The organism is Saccharopolyspora hordei (assembly GCF_013410345.1).
Taxonomy (GTDB): Bacteria; Actinomycetota; Actinomycetes; order Mycobacteriales; family Pseudonocardiaceae; genus Saccharopolyspora; species Saccharopolyspora hordei.
Genome location: NZ_JACCFJ010000001.1, coordinates 4,754,187 through 4,773,172, shown reverse-complemented (window position 1 = coordinate 4,773,172; position 18,986 = coordinate 4,754,187). Strand labels below are relative to the sequence as shown.

Below are 18,986 nucleotides of genomic sequence, written 5' to 3'. Positions count from 1 at the left end.
CCGTGTCGAACGTGAAGGTCCTGCTGACCCGACTTGACCCGGACGTCCCGCTGCCGTCCTACGCCCGGCCCGGCGACGCCGGCGCGGACCTGGTGACCACCCGCGACCTGGTGCTCGAGCCCGGTGAGCGCGCTGTGGTGGGCACCGGCATCGCGCTGGCGCTGCCCGAGGGCTACGCGGGCTTCGTGCACCCGCGCTCCGGGCTCGCCGCGAAGGCGGGGTTGAGCGTCGTCAACGCGCCCGGCACGGTCGATTCGGGGTACCGGGGTGAGATCAAGGTGTGTCTGATCAATCATGATCGGGAGAACTCGTTGTCGCTGCGGCGCGGCGACCGGATCGCCCAGCTCGTCGTGCAGAAGGTTGAGCACGCGGTGTTCCAGGAGGTCGACGAGCTGCCCGCGTCGCAGCGGGGCGCCGGGGGCTACGGGTCCACCGGCGGGCACGAGGTGCTGGCGGTCTCGGGAGCCGAGACCGGTCACAGGACGGAGGGCTGAGGGGATGTTCCGATGGGGCCGCGGCAAGCGTGCCGCCGAAGACGTGGTCGAGGAGCTCGAGGAGCCGGTGGAGGCCGCGGACGTCCCGGAGCGCGGGCCGTTCGACGAGAGCGAGGCGCCGGAGGACGGCGTCGAGCGCCTCGACCTGGGGTCGGTGCGGCTGCCGGTGCCCGAAGGCGGCCAGCTCCAGGTCGAGGTCGACCCGGCGGGCCCGGTGCGCGCCGTGCACCTGGTCACCCCGGTCGGTCGGCTCACCGTGAGCGCGTACGCCGCGCCGCGCAGCACCGGTCTGTGGCACGAGGTCAGCGCGGAGCTCGCCGAGCAGCTGCGCAAGGACGGCGCGCGGGTGCACACCGAGGAGGGCGACTGGGGCACCGAGCTGGTGGCCGACTCGCCGAAGGCCGCGCTGCGCTTCGTCGGCGTGGACGGCCCGCGCTGGCTGCTGCGCGGCGTCGCGGCGGGACCGGCGGAGACCGCCCAGGACTGCGCGAAGCTGCTCTACGCGGTGATCGACGAGACGATCGTGGTGCGCGGCAGCGACCCGATGCCGGTGCGCACCCCGCTGCCGATCCAGCTGCCGGAGGCCATCGTGCGCCACATCCAGCAGGCGCAGCAGCAGCAAGCGCAGCAGGCCCAGCAGCAGGCGCAGCAGGGCAACGGCCGGGCGCGGTGACGGTCCACGCCGTGGGGCCCTGGTTGATGCTTTCGAGCGATCACGCGCGCAATCGCGCCGGGGACGCGACCACGTCTCCGGAGGCCGCTAGGCTGGTGGTGCACGGGCTGCGCGAGTCGAGCCCCGAGGCGCACAGGAGCGCTACATGAGCAAGAGCGAGGGCGGCTACTGGCGTCGCCTCGTACGGCGCTTGACCAGTGACGTCGCCGAGCTGGACGCCGACGACCTGTCGGAGCGGTCGCAAGCCGGGGGAGCGCAGCCGGCCAGCGACTGCCAGTGCGGTCAGGAAGCGGTGGTCCTCGGACGGGTCCGCAGCGTGGGGCTGTGCCCCAAGGCGTCCGCGCCGACGCTGGAAGCCGAGCTCTACGACGGCACCGAGGACGTCACCCTGGTGTGGCTGGGGCGTCGCCGGATCGCGGGCATCGAACCGGGGCGCATCATCAAGGCCCGGGGTCGGATCGCGGTCCGCGACGGGCGCAAGGTGCTGTACAACCCCTACTACGAGTTGCAGAACACCGCATGAGCGAACGCGACGCAGCGGCTGCCGGGCTGCCCGCCCAGGACGCGGCCGAGAAGCAGGCGGACAGCGGCGAGCCGCGCGCCGCCGTGTCCGAGACCACTCTGCTGGAGCAGATGGGCGGGGTCAGCGGCCTGGCCTACTCCGCGGTGCCCATCGTGGTCTTCGTCCTGGTCAGCTCCTTCGTGAGCCTGATGGTGGCGATCTGGTCGGCGATCGGCGTGGCGGTGGCCATCGCGGTCTTCCGGCTGGTGCGCAAGGAGCCGGTCCAGCCGGCGATCTCGGGCGTGATCGGGGTGGCGGTGTGCTCGTTCATCGCCTACCGCTCCGGTGACGCCAAGGGCTTCTTCCTGCTGGGCATCTGGACGAGCCTGGTCTACGGCGGCGCGTTCCTGGTGTCGGTGCTGGCGCGCTGGCCGCTGGTGGGTGTGGCCTGGTCGGCGCTGAACGGGCTCGGCTTCGCCTGGCGCAAGCAGCGGCGCGCGCTGCGCGGCTACGACCTGGCCACCCTGGCGTGGACGGCGGTGTTCGCCGCGAAGTACGTGGTGCAGCAGTGGCTCTACGACTCCGACCAGACCGGCTGGCTGGCGTTCGCCCGGATCGCGATGGGCTACCCGCTGACCGGCCTGGCGCTCATCGTGACGGTGTGGGCGATCCGGCGCGCGGCGAAGGTCGCGGAGGAGGAGAAGGCCGCCGCGGCGGAGGACGCGCCGGCAGCGCGCTCCACCCCCTCGACCAGCTGACCCCACGCCCCGTGCCCGAGTCACCGAACGTCGTCGCGCGTCCCGCGGTCCGCGGCTCCACCGGGAACCCGGACGTCTGATTCCCGTCGAGACGCATCCACCATGGTCGTGGACCGGCTCCTCAGCGGGATCGCCCGGGTCAGGACGCCTCGCCGTGGAGGACCTCGCGGATCTGCTGCTCGACGTCCGTGGTGGCCACGAAGAGGAGCTCGTCGCCGACCTCCAGCGGGTCGTCGGCCTGCGGCACGATGACCCGGCCCCCGCGCAGGATGCTCACCAGCGCCGCGTCCGCGGGCAGCTTCAGGTCGCGGACCCGCCGGCCGGCCAGTGGCGTGCTCTCGGGCAGCGTCACCTCGACCAGGTTCGCCTGCCCCTGGCGCAGCGTCATCAGCCGCACCAGGTCGCCGACGTTGACCGCCTCCTCGACCATCGCGGCCAGCATCCGGGGCGTGGACACCGCGACGTCGACGCCCCACGCCTCGGTGAACAGCCACTCGTTGAGCGGGTCGTTGACCCGGGCCACGACCCGGCGCACCGCGAACTCGGTCTTCGACAGCAGCGAGACCACCAGGTTCACCTTGTCGTCGCCGGTGGCCGCGATGACCACGTCGCAGGACTCCAGCCCTGCCTCCTCCAGCGAGGACAGCTCGCAGGCGTCGGCCAGCATCCACTCGGCGCCGGGGATGTTGCGCGGGTGGTAGCTCTGCACGCTGCGCTCGATGAGCAGGACCTCGTGGTCGCCCTCGAGCAGCTCCCGCGCGATGGACTGGCCGACCGCGCCGGCCCCCGCGATCGCGATGCGCATCAGTCGCTCTCCTCGGGTGTGCGGCGGGCAGCCGCCGTGACGTCGGTGACGGTGCCCGACAGGGCCGCCACGTAGACCGCGTCGTCAGCTTGGATGACCGTGCTCGCGTCCGGCAGCACGCCGTTGCCGAACCGCATGATGAACGCCACCCGCGCGCCGGTGGCCGACTCCAGCTCCGAGACCCGGTGGCCGACCCAGCCCTCGTGCAGCGGCAGCTGCAGGACCGCGACGGTGCCGGACGGTTCCCGCCACGCGGTGGCCACCCCCTCGGGCAGCAGCATCCGCAGGAACCGGTCGGTGGTCCACGGCACGGTGGCCACCGTGGGGATGCCGAGCCGCTGGTAGACCTCGGCGCGCTTCGGGTCGTAGATGCGGGCGACCACGTGCTCCACGCCGAACGTCTCGCGGGCCACCCGCGCCGAGACGATGTTGGAGTTGTCGCCGTTGGACACGGCCGCGAACGCCGTCGCGTGCTCGATGCCCGCTTCGACGAGGATGTCCCGGTCGAAGCCGTTGCCGGTGATCTGCTGCCCGCGGAACTCCTTGCCCAGGCGGTGGAACGCCTGGGGGTTCTTGTCGACCACGGCCACCGTGTGACCGAGCCGTTGCAGGGCGGCGGCCAGGGACGCACCGACCCGGCCGCAGCCCATGATCACCACGTGCACAGCTTCGTCTCCTCGCTGCGGAAGTGCTGGTGTCGTGACGACCTCTCGATCGTCTGCTGACGGTACCCGGATACCCGCGGCCGGGCGGCGCCAGTTCCACCGGGGACTGACCGGGACGTCTGGATCGGACGGTCAGTTCCCGGCGGGCTGGCACGCCTCCGGGCGGCTGCACCGTACCGGGTGAGGCGCGGGTGCGGGGAGGGGTGGCCCCGGGATGTGACCTGCGAGCAAAACGGACGGCCGCACCACCCGGTGGACCCCGGGTTGCGCTTACGCTTCGTGCCGTGTCCAAGCTCGCCACCGCGGTGAAACGGTTGATCGTCGGTCGGCCGTTCCGCAGCGACCGCATCGCGCACACCCTGCTGCCCAAGCGCATCGCGCTGCCGGTGTTCTCCTCCGACGCCATGTCCAGCGTCGCCTACGCCCCGGAAGAGATCCTGCTGGTGCTCTCGGCGGCGGGTCTCTCGGCGTACGCGATGAGCCCGTGGATCGGGCTGCTGGTCGCCGTGGTGATGATCGCCGTGGTGGCCTCGTACCGGCAGAACGTGCGCGCCTACACCTCCGGCGGCGGCGACTACGAGGTCGCCGGCGTCAACCACGGGCGCCGGTGGGGGCTGGTGGTGGCCAGCGCGCTGCTGGTCGACTACATCCTCACCGTCGCGGTCTCGATCTCCTCGGCGGCAGCCAACATCGGCTCCCTGGTCCCGTTCGTGGCCCAGCACAAGGTGCTGTTCGCGGTGGGCGCGATCGCGCTGCTGACCGCGCTGAACCTGCGCGGGGTCCGGGAGTCCGGCGCGCTCTTCGCGGTCCCGACCTACGCCTTCGTCGTCGGCGTGCTCGGCATGATCGGCTGGGGCCTGTTCCAGGACTTCGCGCTCGGCCGGGACCTGCGGGCGGAGAGCGCCGACTTCGAGCTGGTGCCGGACGAGACCCAGGTGGCCGGGATCGCGTTCGCCTTCGTGGTGCTGCGGTCCTTCTCCTCCGGCAGCGCGGCGCTGACCGGGGTGGAGGCGATCAGCAACGGCGTCCCCGCGTTCCGCAAGCCGAAGTCGCGCAACGCCGCCACCACCCTGGCGCTGATGGGCACCATCAGCGTGGCCATGTTCCTGGGGCTGCTGTGGCTGGCCGACGTCACCGACGTCGTCATCGCCGAGGACCCGGCGCACCAGCTCATCGGCGCCCCGGAGGGCTACCACCAGAAGACCCTGGTCGCGCAGCTGGCCGGCGCGGTCTTCGCCGGCTTCCCGCCGGGCGTGTGGTACCTGCTGGTGTGCACCGGCCTGATCCTGGTGCTGGCGGCCAACACCGCGTTCAACGGCTTCCCGGTGCTCGGGTCGATCCTGGCGCAGGACCGGTACCTGCCGCGGCAGCTGCACACCCGCGGCGACCGGCTGGCGTTCTCCAACGGCATCCTGTTCCTGGCCTTCGGCGCGATCGTCCTGGTGCTCGCCTTCGACGCCGAGGTCACCCGGCTGATCCAGCTCTACATCGTCGGGGTGTTCGTGTCGTTCGTGCTCAGCCAGAGCGGCATGATCCGGCACTGGAACCGGCAGCTGCGCACCGAGACCGACCCGCGGGCCCGGCAGCGGATGCGGCGGGCGCAGTCCATCAACGCCTTCGGCCTGGTGATGACCTCCAGCGTGCTGGTCATCGTGCTGATCACCAAGTTCACCCACGGTGCCTGGATCGCCATCGCCGTGATGGCCGCGATCTACGTGCTCATGACCGCCATCCACGGGCACTACGACCGGGTGGCCGCGGAGCTGGAGCGGCAGGAGGCCGACACGGTGCTGCCGTCCCGCAACCACGCGCTGGTGCTGGTCTCCAAGCTGCACCTGCCGACGATGCGGGCCGTCGCCTACGCCCGCGCCACCCGGCCCGACGTGCTGGAGGCGGTCACGGTGAACGTCGACGACGGGGACACCCGGAAGCTGACCGCGCAGTGGGAGGACGAGAACCTGCCGGTGCCGCTGAAGGTGCTGGAGTCTCCCTACCGGGAGATCACCCGGCCGGTGCTGGAGTACGTCAAGCGGATCCGCCGGGACAGCCCCCGCGACGTCGTCACCGTGTTCATCCCGGAGTATGTGGTGGGGCACTGGTGGGAGCAGCTGCTGCACAACCAGAGCGCGCTGCGGCTGAAGAGCCGTCTGCTGTTCCAGCCGGGCGTGATGGTCACCAGCGTGCCGTGGCAGTTGGAGTCCTCCGACCGCATCCGCCAGAAGAAGAAGCAGCAGCTGACCTCCATGCCCGGCGCGACGCGGCGCGGCCTGGGGACCAACGGGAAGGGAAGCGGTGACCGGAAGACCGGACTGGACCGGTAGGCGGCTCGAGGTCGAGGTGGGGCCCGTCGCGCACGGCGGGCACTGCGTGGCCCGGCACGAGGGACGGGTGGTGTTCGTCCGGCACGCGCTGCCCGGCGAGGTCGTGGTCGCGGAGGTCACCGAGGACGCCGGTGGCGGGTTCTGCCGCGCGGACGCGGTGGAGGTGCGGACCCCGGCGGCGGGGCGGGTGAGCCCGCCGTGCCCGCTGGCCGACATGGCGCGGGGCCGCGACCGGTGCGGCGGGTGCGACTGGCAGCACGCCTCGGCGGAGACCCAGCGCGAGCTCAAGGCGGCGGTGGTGGCCGAGCAGCTGCAGCGGATCGCGGGGATCGACTGGCCGGTGCGGGTGCGCGAGCTGCCCGGCGGCCTGCTGCGCTGGCGCACGCGCGCCCGGCTGGCGGTGGACCGCCGCGGCCGGGCCGGGTTCCGCGCGCACCGCAGCCACCGGGTCATCCCGGTGGCGGACTGCCCGATCACCGCGGCGGACGCGATGGCGGAGGTCACCGACCGCCGCTGGCGGCCGGGCGCGGAGCTGACCGTGGTCGAGGACGCGCGCGGCGAGGTGCACGTGACCGCGGTGGACCACAAGCCGCAGCGGCGACGCGGGCGCCCGGTGGCCCGGGCCGTCCGCGGGGGTGCCGTGGCGCGCGAGTCCGCCGGGGGTCGCGCGTTCGACGTGTCGGTGCAGGGCTTCTGGCAGGTGCACGCGGCCGCGCCGGACGTGTTCAGCGAGACCGTCGCCCGGATGGCCGCCGTGCCCGCCGGGGGCGTGGCGTGGGACCTCTACGGCGGGGTCGGGCTGTTCGCGGCGGTGCTCGCCGAGCAGGCCGGGCCGAGCGGCTCGGTGCTGCTGGTGGAGTCCTCCGCGCGGGCCGTGGAGGACGCGGTGGCGAACCTGCGGGACCTGCCGCAGGTGTCGTTCCGGGCGGGCACGGTGGAGCGCGTGACCGAGGACGAGGACCTCCCGGTGCCGGACGTCGTGGTGCTGGACCCGCCGCGCAAGGGCGCCGGGCGGGCCGTGGTGGAGGCGGTGACCTCGCGCCGACCGTCGCGGGTCGTGCACGTGGCCTGCGACCCGGCAGCGCTGGCGCGCGACGTCGGTCTGTACGCCGAGCGCGGCTACCGGTTGCGGGAGCTGGAGGCCTTCGACGCCTTCCCGATGACCCACCACGTCGAGTGCATCGCGCTGCTGGAGGCCACGGGCGAGTAGCCGCGGACCGGTCGCGGCGGGGAGGGAGGCGCGGGTGTGGCCTGACGGAGTGCCCGGCCGGGTCGACCCGCGCTGCCGGGCCGCGGTCGAGCAGCGCTGGCGCCGGGCGCGCACCTGGCTGCGGGTGGCGGCCCTGTTCTGCCTCGCCGAGCTGGTGGTGTCGCTGCTGGGGTTGGCCTGGTCGTGGGTGGCCCGGGGGCCGGTGGTGCCGGTGGCCGGGCCGCGCGGCACGCAGGACCTGGTGGGGTGGGCGTTCACCGCGGTCCTCGTGCTGCTGCCGCTCCCGGCCGCGGCGTGGCTGGCCGGGCGCGCGGTGGACGGCGTCGACTGGCGCCGGAAGCCGCACACCTGGCACCAGGGCTCCGTCCTCGTCGCGCCGCTGCAGGCGCTCGGGTTGCTGCTGGCGGTGATCGCCGCGGTGGGCGGCGGGGTGCTGTCGTGGTGGCAGCCGGTGCTGCTGCTCGTGGTCGGGACCGCGGTGCCGGTGCTGGCCACCGAGGCGGCCCGCCGCGCGCTGCTGCGGCCGCCGTTGCGCGACCTGGGCGGCAGCGAGTTCCTGCTGCGCTGGCCGCTGCGCTCCCCGCAGGGAGGCGGGGAGGACTCGCTGCTGCTGGCGGAGGACCGGATCCGGCTGACCGTGCGGACCGCCGCGGGGCGACCCGCCCAGCGACCGGCCACCAAGGACGTCGAGCTCGCCGCGATCACCGCGGTCGGGGTGCGGCCGAGCACCCCGGAGGACCGGGCCTGGGCCCGGCTCCCCGACGGGCGCGGGGCGTCGGTGCCGCCCGGTGACGTGGTGGTGGTCCGGACCCGCCACGACGAGCAGCTGCTGCCGGTCGACCCGGAGTTCGCCGACGTGCTGTGCGCGCGCGTCGCCGCGCGCGGGCGCGCCCCGGTGCGCCTCGACCCCGGTGAGTGCTGAGGAGACCGAGAGATGACGAGACGCGAACACCTGCCGGAGGTGCTGCCCGCCCCGCCCGAGTCGGGGACCGAGGCGCGGCCCGTGCCCGGGGACCCGGGTGCGGCGCGGGAGTCCGTGCCCGGCCGGCGCGCGGTGGCGCTGGTCGTGGGCGGGCTCGCCGTCGTGCTGCTGCCCGCGGTGACGCTGCTGCTGGGGCTGGGCGCGGTGCCGGTGCACCTGCTGGTCTGGGCGGCCGCGTGGGTCGTGGTCGCCGCCGCGGGCTGGCTGCTGGACCAGCGGACCCCGCGCCGGTGGCCGGGGTGGGCGCTGCTGGCCGCGGTGCCCCCGGTGGTGGTCGACCTCCTCGTCGGCGTTCCGGTCGCGGTGGCGCTGCTGGTCGTCGGGCCGGCGCTGGCGTGGGTGGCTTGGCGCCGGTGCACCGAGCCCGCGCTGGACCTCGCCGAGCTCGACGTGGAGGTCGCCTTCCCGGTCGGGACCGGGCGGTTGCGGGTCGGCCGGGACCGGGTGGTGATGGCGCAGAGCACCAGGGCCGGTGGCGGGCACGTCGACCAGGCGCTGCCGCTGGCCGAGCTCGCCCTCGCCCAGCCCGGCCAGGTCGACGCCGACGCCTGGTGGCCGCTGCCCGGCGGGACCGGGGTGCGCGTGCGTCGCGGCCCGGCGGTGCGGCTGGTCGCCGGGCGCCAGCAGTGGCTGCTGCCGGTGGCGGACCCGCGGCTGGTGGCGGCCATCGCGCGGCGCCGCGCCACCGCCGCCTGGCCGCAGCGCACCGGCCCGCAGACCGTCGAAGCGTGGCACGCCCTGCGCAGCTGGGCCGTGGCGCGCACGAAGACCTTCCGCGACGGCAGGCAGACCCAGGCCTACCCGGCGTTCCGGGCGCTGGTCGGCTTCGCGGCCGCGGTGCTCGGCTCGGGCCTGCTGGCCACCGCCGTCGGCCGCGGGCTCACCGATCCCGGGGTGTGGGTCGTCGGCGTCGTCCTGCTGGTGCTCGGCGGTGGTTTCGCCGTCTGGTGGTTGCGCGTGCGCGCGCGGTTGGAGCACGCCGAGCTGCACGCCCTCCCGCCGCACGGCCCGCCGTGGGGCGACCTGCGCCCGGACGTCGCCCCGCTCCCGGGCTGGCGCCCCTGGCGGTGAGGCCGGGCCCGGCGTCCCGGGCCCCGTGATGATCCCCACAATGATCTTGCGCGGCGCCGGCCGGTGATCTCCCGCCGCTGCCGCTCGGCCGCGTCGACCCTGCGCATGGCGGGGGTCACCGTCCCTGCCGACCCGGTCTCCGGGCCGCTCAGAGCGCCGGGGGACGGGTGTCCGCGGCCGTTCGGCTCAGCCGTGTTCGGCCGTTGTGAGCAGCCGACTCTGCGTCGGGAGGCCGTGCACACCGCACCGGGCGTCCAGCAGCCCGCTCCGTAGACTGGTCGCACCATGCATCGCGGCGGAGCCCAGGCAGCCAGCTGGGCGCCCGGCATGCGGGAGAACCCGACCAGCACGATGAGTGAGGTGGAGCGGTGACGCTGCTGGGGTCCGTGCGCAGTCCCGCCGACGTCAGGCGTCTGAAGCACGCTGAGCTGGCGCAACTGGCTGACGAGATCAGGCGGTTCCTGATCGAGAAGGTCTCGCGCACCGGTGGCCACCTGGGGCCGAACCTGGGAGCGGTGGAGCTGACCCTGGCCGTGCACCGGGTGTTCGACTCACCGCGCGACTCGATCGTGTTCGACACCGGCCACCAGGCCTACGTGCACAAGATCATCACTGGTCGGCAGGACGGCTTCGACCGGCTGCGCAAGCGGAACGGCCTCTCCGGCTACCCGTCGCGCGCCGAGAGCGAGCACGACCACGTGGAGAACAGCCACGCCTCGACCGCGCTGTCCTACGCCGACGGCATGGCGCGCGCGTTCCAGCTGCGTGGCGAGAAGCGGCACGCGGTGGCGATCGTCGGCGACGGCGCGCTCACCGGCGGGATGTGCTGGGAGGCGCTGAACAACATCGCCGCCGACCAGGAGCGCCCGGTGGTGATCGTGGTCAACGACAACGGCCGGTCCTACGCGCCGACCATCGGCGGCCTGGCCGAGCACCTCGCGGCGCTGCGGCTGAACCCCAGCTACGAGAAGGCCCTGGAGAGCGGTCGCCGCACGCTGCGCAACCTGCCGGTGGTGGGACGCTCGCTCTACACCGGTCTGCACGCCGCCAAGAGCGGCATCAAGGACGCCATCGCGCCCCAGGTGATGTTCTCCGACCTGGGCATCAAGTACCTCGGCCCGGTGGACGGCCACGACCTGCGCGCGATGGAGCACGCGCTGCAGATGGCCAAGTCCTTCGGCGGGCCGGTGATCGTGCACGCGGTGACCCGCAAGGGCAACGGCTTCGCCCCGGCCGAGAACGACCAGGCCGAGCTGATGCACCAGGTCAAGGTCATCGACCCGGAGACCGGCGTGCCGACCAAGCCGGCCCCGAAGAGCTGGACCGACGTCTACGCCGACGAGCTGGTCAAGATCGGCGCGGAGCGGCCCGACGTGGTCGCCATCACCGCCGCGATGCTCGGGCCCACCGGCCTGCGCAAGTTCGGCGAGGCCTACCCGGACCGCTGCTTCGACGTCGGCATCGCCGAGCAACACGGCATGACCTCGGCGGCCGGGCTGGCGATGGGCGGGCTGCACCCGGTGTTCGCGGTGTACTCGACGTTCCTCAACCGCGCGTTCGACCAGCTGCTCATGGACGTCGCGCTGCACAAGCAGCCGGTCACGGTGACCCTGGACCGCTCCGGCATCACCGGCGACGACGGGGCCAGCCACAACGGCATGTGGGACCTGTCGATCCTGGGCGTGGTCCCGGGCATCCGGGTCGCCGCGCCGCGGGACGCGGTGACGCTGCGCGAGGAGCTGCGCGAGGCGGTCGCCGTCGACGACGGCCCGACCGTGGTGCGCTTCTCCAAGGGCTCGGTGATCGAGGAGGTGCCCGCGGTCGAGCGCGTCGGCGGCGTGGACGTGCTGCGGCGCGGCCAGGGCGACGTGCTGCTGGTCGCGGTGGGCGCGTTCGGCCGGCTGGCGGTGTCGGCGGCCGAGCGGCTCGCCGAGCAGGGCGTCGACGTCACCGTGGTGGACCCGCGCTGGGTGCTGCCGGTCCCGGAGCAGGTGGTCGAGCTGGCCGCCCGGCACCGGCTGGTGGTCACCCTGGAGGACTGCGGCCGGCACGGCGGTTTCGGCTGGGCGCTGGCCGCCGCGCTGCGCGACGCCGAGCTGGACGTGCCGCTGCGCGACCTGGCGGTGCCGAACGAGTTCCTGGACCACGCCTCGCGCGACGAGGTGCTGGCCGACCTCGGTCTCACCGAGGAGGACATCGCCGACCGCATCACCGGCTGGCTGGCCAAGTTCGGCGGGCCCCGCGTGCCGCTGCGCGTCGCCGCGGACCCCGAGCGCCCCGCCGCCAACGGCTGATCCCCGGCTCCACGCGACGTGCCGTCGGTGCCCGGCACACCGACGGGTGGGCGAGGACCGGGTGACCCGCCGACTCGTGATCGCACCGGGAGTTCCCGGTCTGGTCGTTGTGGCAGGGTGGGTGCGTGCGAATCCTGGTGGTCGAGGACGAGAAGCCGCTGGCCGACGCGATCGCTCGTGGCCTGCGCCGGGACGGCATGGCCGTGGACGTCGCCTACGACGGCGAGAGCGGCCAGGAGAAGGCGTCGATCACCCGCTACGACGTGGTGGTGCTCGACCGGGACCTGCCCGGCATGTCCGGTGACGAGCTGTGCCGGCAGCTGATCAGCTCGGGTGAGCTGACGCGGGTGCTCATGCTCACCGCGAGCGGCACGGTGGCCGACCGCGTCGCCGGGTTGTCGCTGGGCGCCGACGACTACCTGGCCAAGCCGTTCGCCTTCGCCGAGCTGGTCGCCCGCGTGCGCGCGCTCGGGCGGCGCGCCACACCCGCCCAGCCGCCGCTGCTCACCGCGGAGGACCTGGAGCTGGACCCGGCGCGGCGCACGGTCCGCCGCAGCGACGGCGAGATCGAGCTGACCCGCAAGGAGTTCGGCGTCCTGGAGGTCCTGCTGTCGGCCGGGGGTGCGGTGGTGAGCTCCGAGGAGCTGCTGGAGCGGGTCTGGGACGAGAACGCCGACCCGTTCACCACGACGGTGCGGGTCACCATGATGACCTTGCGCAAGAAGCTGGGGGAGCCGGGCATCATCGAGACGGTGGTCGGCTCCGGCTACCGGGTGCCGTCGGCCGGCCGCGCCGAGCACGCCCGAGGCTGAGCTGGTGCGCACGGCTGCCCGGGGGTTCTCCCGTCGCGGGCCCGGTCTCCGGCTCCGGCTGACGCTGCTGGCGACGGGGCTGGTCGCGGTGGTCAGCGCCCTGCTGCTGTGGCTGGGCTGGGTGCTGGTGGGCAACGTGGTGGCCGCGGTGCCGCGGCTGCCGGACGGCACGCTGGTGCGGGTGCACGGCGTGGACGTGCCCGCGGAGCTGCTGGGGGAGGCGCTGCGCGACTCGGCGCGGCAGCAGGTGCTCCTCGTCGGCGGCGGGGCGTTCGTGGCGGTGGTGCTGGCCGCGGCGCTGCTGGCGTGGACGGCGGCCGGCCGGGTGCTGCGCCCGCTGCACGAGGTGACCGCGACCGCGCGGCGGCTCTCCGCGGAGTCGCTGGACGAGCGGATCGCGCTGAGCGGTCCCCGCGACGAGGTGGCGCGCCTGGCGGACACCTTCGACGAGATGCTCGACCGGTTGCAGGCCGCCTTCGACGCCCAGCGCCGCTTCGTCGCCAACGCCAGCCACGAGCTGCGCACCCCGCTGTCGGTGATCCGCACGGAGCTCGAGGTCACGCTGTCCGACCCGAACGCCGACGAGGCGGAGCTGCGCCGGATGGCCGAGGTGGTGCGGGAGGCCACGGCCCGCGCGGAGCGCCTGGTGGAGTCGCTGCTGCTGCTGGCGCGCACGGAAGGCGTCGAGCTGGCGGTGCGCGAGCCGGTGGACCTCACCGAGGTGGTCGGACGGGCGCTGCGCCCGGTGCGGCCGGAGGTCCGCCAGCGCGGGTTGCGCGTCACGTGCAGCGGCGAACCGGCGTTCGTGGTGGGCGACCCGGCGCTGCTGGAGCGGGTGGCGGGCAACCTGCTGGAGAACGCGGTGCGGCACAACACCGACGGCGGCTGGGTGGAGATCACCGTCGGCAGCGATCCGCGGTGGACGACGCTGCGGGTGGCCTCCTCCGGCCCGCGGGTCCCACCCGAGCAGGTGGAGGGCCTGTTCGAACCGTTCCGCCGGGCGGGCGTGGAGCGCACCGCCCGCAGCGGAGCGGGCCTGGGCCTGTCGATCGTCCGCGCGGCCACGGAGGCCCACCACGGCAAGGTCGACGCGGAGGCCCTGCCCACCGGCGGCCTCGCGGTGACCGTGCGCCTCCCCGCCGCGCCGTGAGGGTCACGTCGGGTAGCTGAGGTCGACCCAGACGAAGCGCAGGACCGCGAGCGCCACCAGGACGGCGGGGAGCAGCAACGACCACCACCGCAGCCGGCCGCGCGCCACCGGGACGGCCCGGACCGCCCCGCCGAGCACGGCGAGCGCACCGCCCGCGCACGCGCTCACCTGGACCGCGGTGAGCACGTCGTCGTCCCACGCGCCACCGGGGCTCATCGAGAACGACGAGGCGACCGCGTAGGCGGCGCCGAGGTCGAGCACGACGCAGACGGCCGCGCCGACCACCGCCGCCACCAGGCGGGCCCGTGCGCGCCAACGTCCGGAGTGGACAGACCCGGTGCCGTCGCTCCCCCGTCCCGTACCCAGCCGCGTCACGAGCACGACGGTAGAACTGCCCCCACACGAGGAAGGAGCGGGGCCGGGACGCGTGCGTCCCGGCCCCGCTGCGGCGACCGTCGATCAGGCGGGGACCGAAGCCACGCCCGGGTCGAGGAAGCGCTTGCCGTTGACCTTCTCCGAGATGCCCGCCCGGTCCAGGTACGGCGTGATGCCGCCCAGCCAGAACGGCCAGCCCGCGCCGAGGAGCATGCACAGGTCGATGTCCTGCGGCTCGGCGACCACGCCCTCCTCGAGCATGATCCGGATCTCCTCGGCCAGCGCGTGCAGCGCCCGCTCGCGGACCTGCTCCGCGGTGGAGGGCTTGTCGCCCTGCTTCCACAGCTCCGCGACCTCGGGGTCCACCACCTGCTTGCCGGACTCGTCGGTGGTCCACACCGCGGTCTTGCCCGCGTCGACGAACCGCTGCATGTTGTCGCTGAGCCCGAACCGGTCCGGGTAGGCCGCGTGCATCGTCTCGTTGACGTGCTGGGCGACCGCCGGGCCGACCAGCTGCAGCAGCACCATCGGGGTCATCGGCAGGCCCAGCGGCTCCAGGGCGCCGTCAGCCACCTCGAACGGCGTGCCCTCGTCGACGGTGGCGATGACCTCGCCCATGAAGCGGGTCAGCAGCCGGTTGACCACGAACGCCGGGGCGTCCTTGACCAGCACGCAGGACTTCTTCAGCTTCTTGCCGACCTTGAAGGCGGTGGCCAGCGCCGCGTCGTCGGTCCGCTCGCCGCGCACCACCTCCAGCAGCGGCAGGACCGCGACCGGGTTGAAGAAGTGGAAGCCGACGACCCGCTCCGGGTGCTGGAGCTTGGAGGCCATCTCGGTGATGGACAGCGAGGAGGTGTTGGTCGCCAGGATCGCCTCGGGGGAGACGTGCTCCTCCAGCTCGGCGAACACCTTCTGCTTGACCGACATCTCCTCGAAGACGGCCTCGATGACGAAGTCGGCGTCGGCGAACGCGGCCTTGTCCAGCGAGCCCTGGACCAGGCCCTTGAGCTTGTTCACCGCGTCCGGCGACAGCCGGCCCTTGGCGGCCAGCTTGTCGATCTCGCCGTGGATGTAGCCGACACCGCGGTCGATGCGCTCCTGGTCGATGTCGGTGATGACCACCGGCACCTCCAGGCGGCGCACGAACAGCAGCGCCAGCTGGCCGGCCATCAGCCCGGCGCCGACCACGCCGACCTTCTTGACGTCGCGGGCCAGCGACTTGTCCGGCGCACCGGCCGGCCGCTTGGCGCGCTTCTGGGTCAGGTCGAACGAGTACAGCCCGGCGCGCAGCTCGTCGGTCATCAGCGCGTCGGCCAGCGCCTCGGTCTCGGCCGCGTAGCCGGCGTCGAGGTCGTTGCCGCGGGCCAGCTCGATGAGCTCGACGGCCTTGGTCACGCCCGGGGAGGCGCCGTGCGTGCGGGACTCGGCGATGGCCTTGGCGCGGGCCACCGCGTCGTCCCAGCCCTTGCCGCGGTCGATCTCCGGGCGCGACACGGTGTGCTCGCCGTTGACCACGCGGACCGCCCAGCGGATCGACTCCTCGAGGAAGTCGGGGCTGTCCAGCAGCTCGTCGAAGATGCCCAGCTCGTGGGCCTTCTTCGGGTTGAGCATCTTGTTCTGGCTGAGCGCGTTCTCCAGGATCACGGTGACCGCCGCGTCCGGGCCGATCAGGTTCGGCAGCAGCTGGGTGCCGCCCCAGCCCGGGAACAGGCCCAGGAAGCACTCCGGGAACGCGACCATGCCCGCCGACTTCGACACCGTCCGGTAGTGGCAGGACAGCGCCAGCTCCAGGCCACCGCCGAGCGCCGCGCCGTTGACGAACGCGAAGGTCGGGACCTTCGACTCGGTCAGGCGGCGGAACACGTCGTGCCCGGTCTGGGCGATCTGGCGCGCCTGCTCCCGCTCGGTGATCCGGCCGATGCCGGACAGGTCGGCGCCGACGGCGAAGATGAACGGCTTGCCGGTCACCGCGATGGCCGCGGGCTCAGCGGCGAAGGCCTCGTCCAGCGCGGCGTTCAGGCTCTGCAGGCCGCCCGGGCCGAAGGTGGACGGCCGGGTGTGGTCGTGGCCGTTGTCGAGGGTGATCAGCGCGAGCTTGCCGGACAGGCCGGGGACGTCCACGAGGCGGGTGCGCGCCTGGGTGACCACCTCGTCCGGGAACAGCGTGGCGGGATCGGTCACTGCTCGCCTCCAGCGTTGTAGTTCGGGTTCTCCCAGATGACCGTGCCGCCCATGCCGAAGCCGATGCACATGGTCGTGATGCCGTAGCGGACCTCGGGGTGCTCGGCGAAGTGGCGGGACAGCTGCGTCATCAGCCGCACGCCGGAGGAGGCCAGCGGGTGGCCGCAGGCGATGGCGCCGCCCCACGGGTTGACCCGCGGGTCGTCGTCGGCGATGCCGAAGTGCTCCAGGAAGGCCAGCACCTGGACCGCGAACGCCTCGTTGATCTCGAACAGGCCGATGTCGTCGATGCTCAGGCCGGCGCGCTCCAGCGCCTTCTCGGTGGCCGGCACCGGTCCGACGCCCATGACCTCCGGCTCGACGCCGGCGAAGGCGTAGCCGACCAGCCGCATGCCGACCGGCAGGCCCAGCTCGGCGGCGGTGGAGGCGTCGGCCAGCAGGCAGCCGGTGGCGCCGTCGTTGAGACCCGCGGCGTTGCCCGGCGTGACCCGGCCGTGCGGGCGGAACGGCGTCTTGAGGCCGCTGAGCGCCTCGACCGTGGTGCCCGGGCGCGGCGGCTCGTCGGTGGTGGCCAGGCCCCAGCCGTTCTCCGAAGAACGGGTGGACACCGGGACCAGGTCCGGGGTGATCTTGCCGGCCTTCAGCGCCTCGTCGTAGCGCTGCTGGCTCAGGGCCGCGTAGGCGTCCGTGCGCTCCTTGGTCAGCGCCGGGAAGCGGTCGTGCAGGTTCTCCGCGGTCGAGCCCATGACCAGCGCGGACGGGTCGACGATCTTGTCCGACACGAAGCGCGGGTTCGGGTCGACGCCCTCACCCATCGGGTGGTTGCCCATGTGCTCGACACCGCCCGCGATCGCCACGTCGTAGGCGCCGAAGGCGATGCCGCTGGAGACCGTGGTCACCGCGGTCATCGCGCCCGCGCACATCCGGTCGATGGCGAAGCCGGGGACCGACTTGGGCAGCCCGGCCAGCAGCGCGGCGCTGCGGCCGATGGTCAGGCCCTGGTCACCGGTCTGGGTGGTGGCGGCGATGGCGACCTCGTCGATGCGCTCCGGCGGCAGCTCCGGGTGCCGCCGCAGCAGCTCCCGGATGACCTTGACGACCAGGTCGTCAGCGCGGGTCTCGGCGTAGATGCCCTTCGAACCGGCCTTGCCGAACGGCGTGCGTACGCCGTCGACGAAGACCACGTCCCGAACCGCGGGGCGGCTGCGGCTGTCGGCGGGTGCCGACGCAGGTGCGGCCACGGCGTGCTCCTCACTGGCTTGGTGGATGGTGCTCGGCCGGGCCCACGGAGGACTTACCGGCCGGTAACCGAACTCTAGCGCTCATTACCCGCCGGTAACCACACGCCCACCCCTGTCGGGTGTCTCACATGCTGATCTCGCCGGTCCCGGCCGTGCCGATCGTGGCACGCGGCCGCACGCCGCGCTCAGCCCGCGGTGGCCTGGAGGGCGTTGGTGATGGCCTCCGCCGTCAGCTCGAGCTGCCACTCGCGGGCGCCCTTCTCGCGCAGCAGCGCGGTCACCGACGCCAGGCTCCGGTCCTCGGGCGGGGTCCAGCAGGTGCGCCGGACCAGGTCGGGCAGCAGCAGGTTCTCCACCGGGAGCCGGTGCCGCTCGGCGATCTCCGCCAGCGCCGCGCGGGCCGCGGCCAGCCGCGCGGCCGCGTCCGGGTCGCGGTCGGCCCACCGGTTGGTCGGTGGCGGGCCGTCGTTGGGGGTGGACGGCGCGGGCAGCTCGTCGTCGCTCAGGCGCCGCGCGGACCGCAGCGCCTGCAACCACATCGAGGCCCGGCGCCGCTGCTGTCGGCCACCGAAGACCGGCAGCGCGACCAGGTCGGCCTCCGTCTTCGGGTTGGCCTGCGCGGCCTGCACGATCGAGGAGTCGGGCAGCACCCGGCCCGGGGCGAGGTCGCGTTCCCGGGCGAACTTGTCGCGGGTCTGCCAGAGCGCGCGGACCGCCGCCAGCTGCCGCGGGTTGCGCACCCGGTGGATGCCCGAGGTGCGGCGCCACGGTTCGTCGCGCGGGGGCGCGGGTTCGGCGGTGCGGACCGCCTCGAACTCCTCCAGCGCCCACGCCAGCTTGCCCTGCTGCACCAGCTCGTCGTGCATCGCGTCGCGCAGCGCGACCAGCAGTTCGACGTCGAGCGCCGCGTAGACCAGCCAGTCCTCGGGCAGCGGGCGGCGCGACCAGTCGGCGGCGCCGTGCCCCTTCTCGAGCCGGTACCCGAGCATGCGCTCCACGAGGGCGCCGAGCGAGACGCGCTCGAACCCCGCCAGCCGACCGGCCAGCTCGGTGTCGAACAGCTTCGCCGGGCGCAGGTCGAGCTCCGCCAGGCACGGCAGGTCCTGCGAAGCGGCGTGCAGCACCCACTCGGTGTCGGCCAGCGCCGGCACCAGCGGGCTGAGGTCGCCGCGCAGTGCGATCGGGTCCACGAGCACGGTCCCGGCACCGTCCCGGCGCAGCTGCACCAGGTAGGCGCGTTGCGAGTAGCGGTATCCCGACGCGCGCTCGGTGTCCACGGCCACCGGTCCGGTGCCCGCGGCGAGCGCCTCTGCGGCGGCGCGCAGGGCCGACGGCGTGTCCACCACCGGCGGAACGCCTTCGGCGGGTTCGGTCAACAACACCGGTTCCGGGCGGTCGGACCCGACGGTCTCGGGGCTTGCAGCTTCCACGGCTACCAGACCTTACGTGCTC

The 18,986-nt window shown here is 73.8% G+C and carries 17 protein-coding genes; 11 read left to right on the top strand and 6 right to left on the bottom strand.

Features of this window, described 5'->3' with window-relative positions; all coding sequences use genetic code 11:
- Positions 1-2 precede the first annotated feature (2 nt).
- The 4 genes from dut (at position 3) to HNR68_RS21850 (ending at position 2,427) form a co-directional block, all read left to right on the top strand.
- A complete protein-coding gene (gene dut, locus HNR68_RS21865; RefSeq protein ID WP_179723625.1) occupies positions 3-494 on the top strand; it encodes a dUTP diphosphatase in 492 nt (163 codons plus the stop codon).
- 4 nt (positions 495-498) lie between these two features.
- Positions 499-1,167 carry a DUF3710 domain-containing protein gene (locus HNR68_RS21860; protein ID WP_179723624.1) on the top strand — a complete coding sequence of 223 codons (669 nt, stop codon included), beginning with the start codon at positions 499-501 and terminating at the stop codon, positions 1,165-1,167.
- 145 nt (positions 1,168-1,312) lie between these two features.
- Positions 1,313-1,690, top strand: a complete 378-nt coding sequence (locus HNR68_RS21855) for an OB-fold nucleic acid binding domain-containing protein (RefSeq protein WP_179723623.1) — start codon at positions 1,313-1,315, stop codon at positions 1,688-1,690.
- The gene (locus tag HNR68_RS21850; protein WP_179723622.1) at positions 1,687-2,427 is read left to right on the top strand and encodes a DUF3159 domain-containing protein; all 741 of its coding nucleotides are present in this window, start codon (positions 1,687-1,689) and stop codon (positions 2,425-2,427) included. The genes HNR68_RS21855 and HNR68_RS21850 overlap by 4 nt, the downstream gene beginning before the upstream one ends.
- Positions 2,428-2,566: 139 nt before the next feature.
- Here the strand turns inward: HNR68_RS21850 and HNR68_RS21845 are convergent, their stop codons facing one another.
- Both HNR68_RS21845 and HNR68_RS21840 read right to left on the bottom strand, forming a co-directional pair.
- The gene (locus tag HNR68_RS21845) at positions 2,567-3,232 is read right to left on the bottom strand and encodes a potassium channel family protein (protein ID WP_179723621.1); all 666 of its coding nucleotides are present in this window, start codon (positions 3,230-3,232) and stop codon (positions 2,567-2,569) included.
- Complete coding sequence (locus tag HNR68_RS21840; RefSeq protein WP_179723620.1) at positions 3,232-3,897, bottom strand: NAD-binding protein; 666 nt, start codon at positions 3,895-3,897, stop codon at positions 3,232-3,234. Before HNR68_RS21840 ends, HNR68_RS21845 begins: the two co-directional genes overlap by 1 nt.
- A 284-nt stretch (positions 3,898-4,181) precedes the next feature.
- On the opposite strand from HNR68_RS21840, the gene HNR68_RS21835 reads away from it, so the two are divergent.
- From HNR68_RS21835 to HNR68_RS21805, 7 genes are all read left to right on the top strand, one after another.
- Positions 4,182-6,218: an amino acid permease gene (locus tag HNR68_RS21835; protein ID WP_179723619.1), complete on the top strand. Its 2,037-nt coding sequence runs from the start codon at positions 4,182-4,184 to the stop codon at positions 6,216-6,218.
- The gene (locus tag HNR68_RS21830) at positions 6,190-7,428 is read left to right on the top strand and encodes a TRAM domain-containing protein (RefSeq protein ID WP_179723618.1); all 1,239 of its coding nucleotides are present in this window, start codon (positions 6,190-6,192) and stop codon (positions 7,426-7,428) included. Before HNR68_RS21835 ends, HNR68_RS21830 begins: the two co-directional genes overlap by 29 nt.
- A gap of 34 nt (positions 7,429-7,462) precedes the next feature.
- Entirely contained in the window at positions 7,463-8,350 is an 888-nt protein-coding gene (locus HNR68_RS21825) for a hypothetical protein (protein ID WP_179723617.1), read from the top strand.
- Positions 8,351-8,362: 12 nt separating this feature from the next.
- The gene (locus HNR68_RS21820; protein ID WP_179723616.1) at positions 8,363-9,481 is read left to right on the top strand and encodes a hypothetical protein; all 1,119 of its coding nucleotides are present in this window, start codon (positions 8,363-8,365) and stop codon (positions 9,479-9,481) included.
- Positions 9,482-9,849: 368 nt separating this feature from the next.
- Positions 9,850-11,775 (top strand): 1-deoxy-D-xylulose-5-phosphate synthase, encoded by a 1,926-nt coding sequence (gene dxs, locus HNR68_RS21815; RefSeq protein WP_179723615.1) that lies wholly within the window; start codon positions 9,850-9,852, stop codon positions 11,773-11,775.
- Between the two features lie 125 nt (positions 11,776-11,900).
- Positions 11,901-12,587: a response regulator gene (locus HNR68_RS21810; protein ID WP_179723614.1), complete on the top strand. Its 687-nt coding sequence runs from the start codon at positions 11,901-11,903 to the stop codon at positions 12,585-12,587.
- 4 nt (positions 12,588-12,591) lie between these two features.
- A complete protein-coding gene (locus HNR68_RS21805; RefSeq protein ID WP_179723613.1) occupies positions 12,592-13,737 on the top strand; it encodes an ATP-binding protein in 1,146 nt (381 codons plus the stop codon).
- A gap of 3 nt (positions 13,738-13,740) precedes the next feature.
- On the opposite strand, the gene HNR68_RS21800 is transcribed toward HNR68_RS21805, so the two are convergent.
- The 4 genes from HNR68_RS21800 to HNR68_RS21785 all read right to left on the bottom strand — a co-directional run bounded on the left by HNR68_RS21800 (position 13,741) and on the right by HNR68_RS21785 (position 18,964).
- Positions 13,741-14,112, bottom strand: a complete 372-nt coding sequence (locus HNR68_RS21800) for a hypothetical protein (RefSeq protein WP_246330510.1) — start codon at positions 14,110-14,112, stop codon at positions 13,741-13,743.
- A gap of 84 nt (positions 14,113-14,196) precedes the next feature.
- Positions 14,197-16,293, bottom strand: coding sequence for a 3-hydroxyacyl-CoA dehydrogenase NAD-binding domain-containing protein (locus HNR68_RS21795; protein WP_179723612.1), 2,097 nt, complete (start codon positions 16,291-16,293; stop codon positions 14,197-14,199).
- On the bottom strand, positions 16,290-17,534 hold the full coding sequence (locus tag HNR68_RS21790; protein WP_179723611.1) for an acetyl-CoA C-acyltransferase: 1,245 nt from the start codon (positions 17,532-17,534) through the stop codon (positions 16,290-16,292). The genes HNR68_RS21795 and HNR68_RS21790 overlap by 4 nt, the downstream gene beginning before the upstream one ends.
- Positions 17,535-17,719: 185 nt before the next feature.
- Entirely contained in the window at positions 17,720-18,964 is a 1,245-nt protein-coding gene (locus HNR68_RS21785; protein ID WP_179723610.1) for an HRDC domain-containing protein, read from the bottom strand.
- Positions 18,965-18,986: the final 22 nt, after the last annotated feature.

Excerpts from the sequence above, each read along its gene's own strand:
- HNR68_RS21860 (WP_179723624.1), top strand. The coding sequence starts at position 499 with ATGTTCCGATGGGGCCGCGGCAAGCGTGCCGCCGAAGACGTGGTCGAG.
- HNR68_RS21855 (WP_179723623.1), top strand. The coding sequence starts at position 1,313 with ATGAGCAAGAGCGAGGGCGGCTACTGGCGTCGCCTCGTACGGCGCTTG.
- HNR68_RS21850 (WP_179723622.1), top strand. The coding sequence starts at position 1,687 with ATGAGCGAACGCGACGCAGCGGCTGCCGGGCTGCCCGCCCAGGACGCG.
- HNR68_RS21845 (WP_179723621.1), bottom strand. The coding sequence starts at position 3,232 with ATGCGCATCGCGATCGCGGGGGCCGGCGCGGTCGGCCAGTCCATCGCG.
- HNR68_RS21820 (WP_179723616.1), top strand. The coding sequence starts at position 8,363 with ATGACGAGACGCGAACACCTGCCGGAGGTGCTGCCCGCCCCGCCCGAG.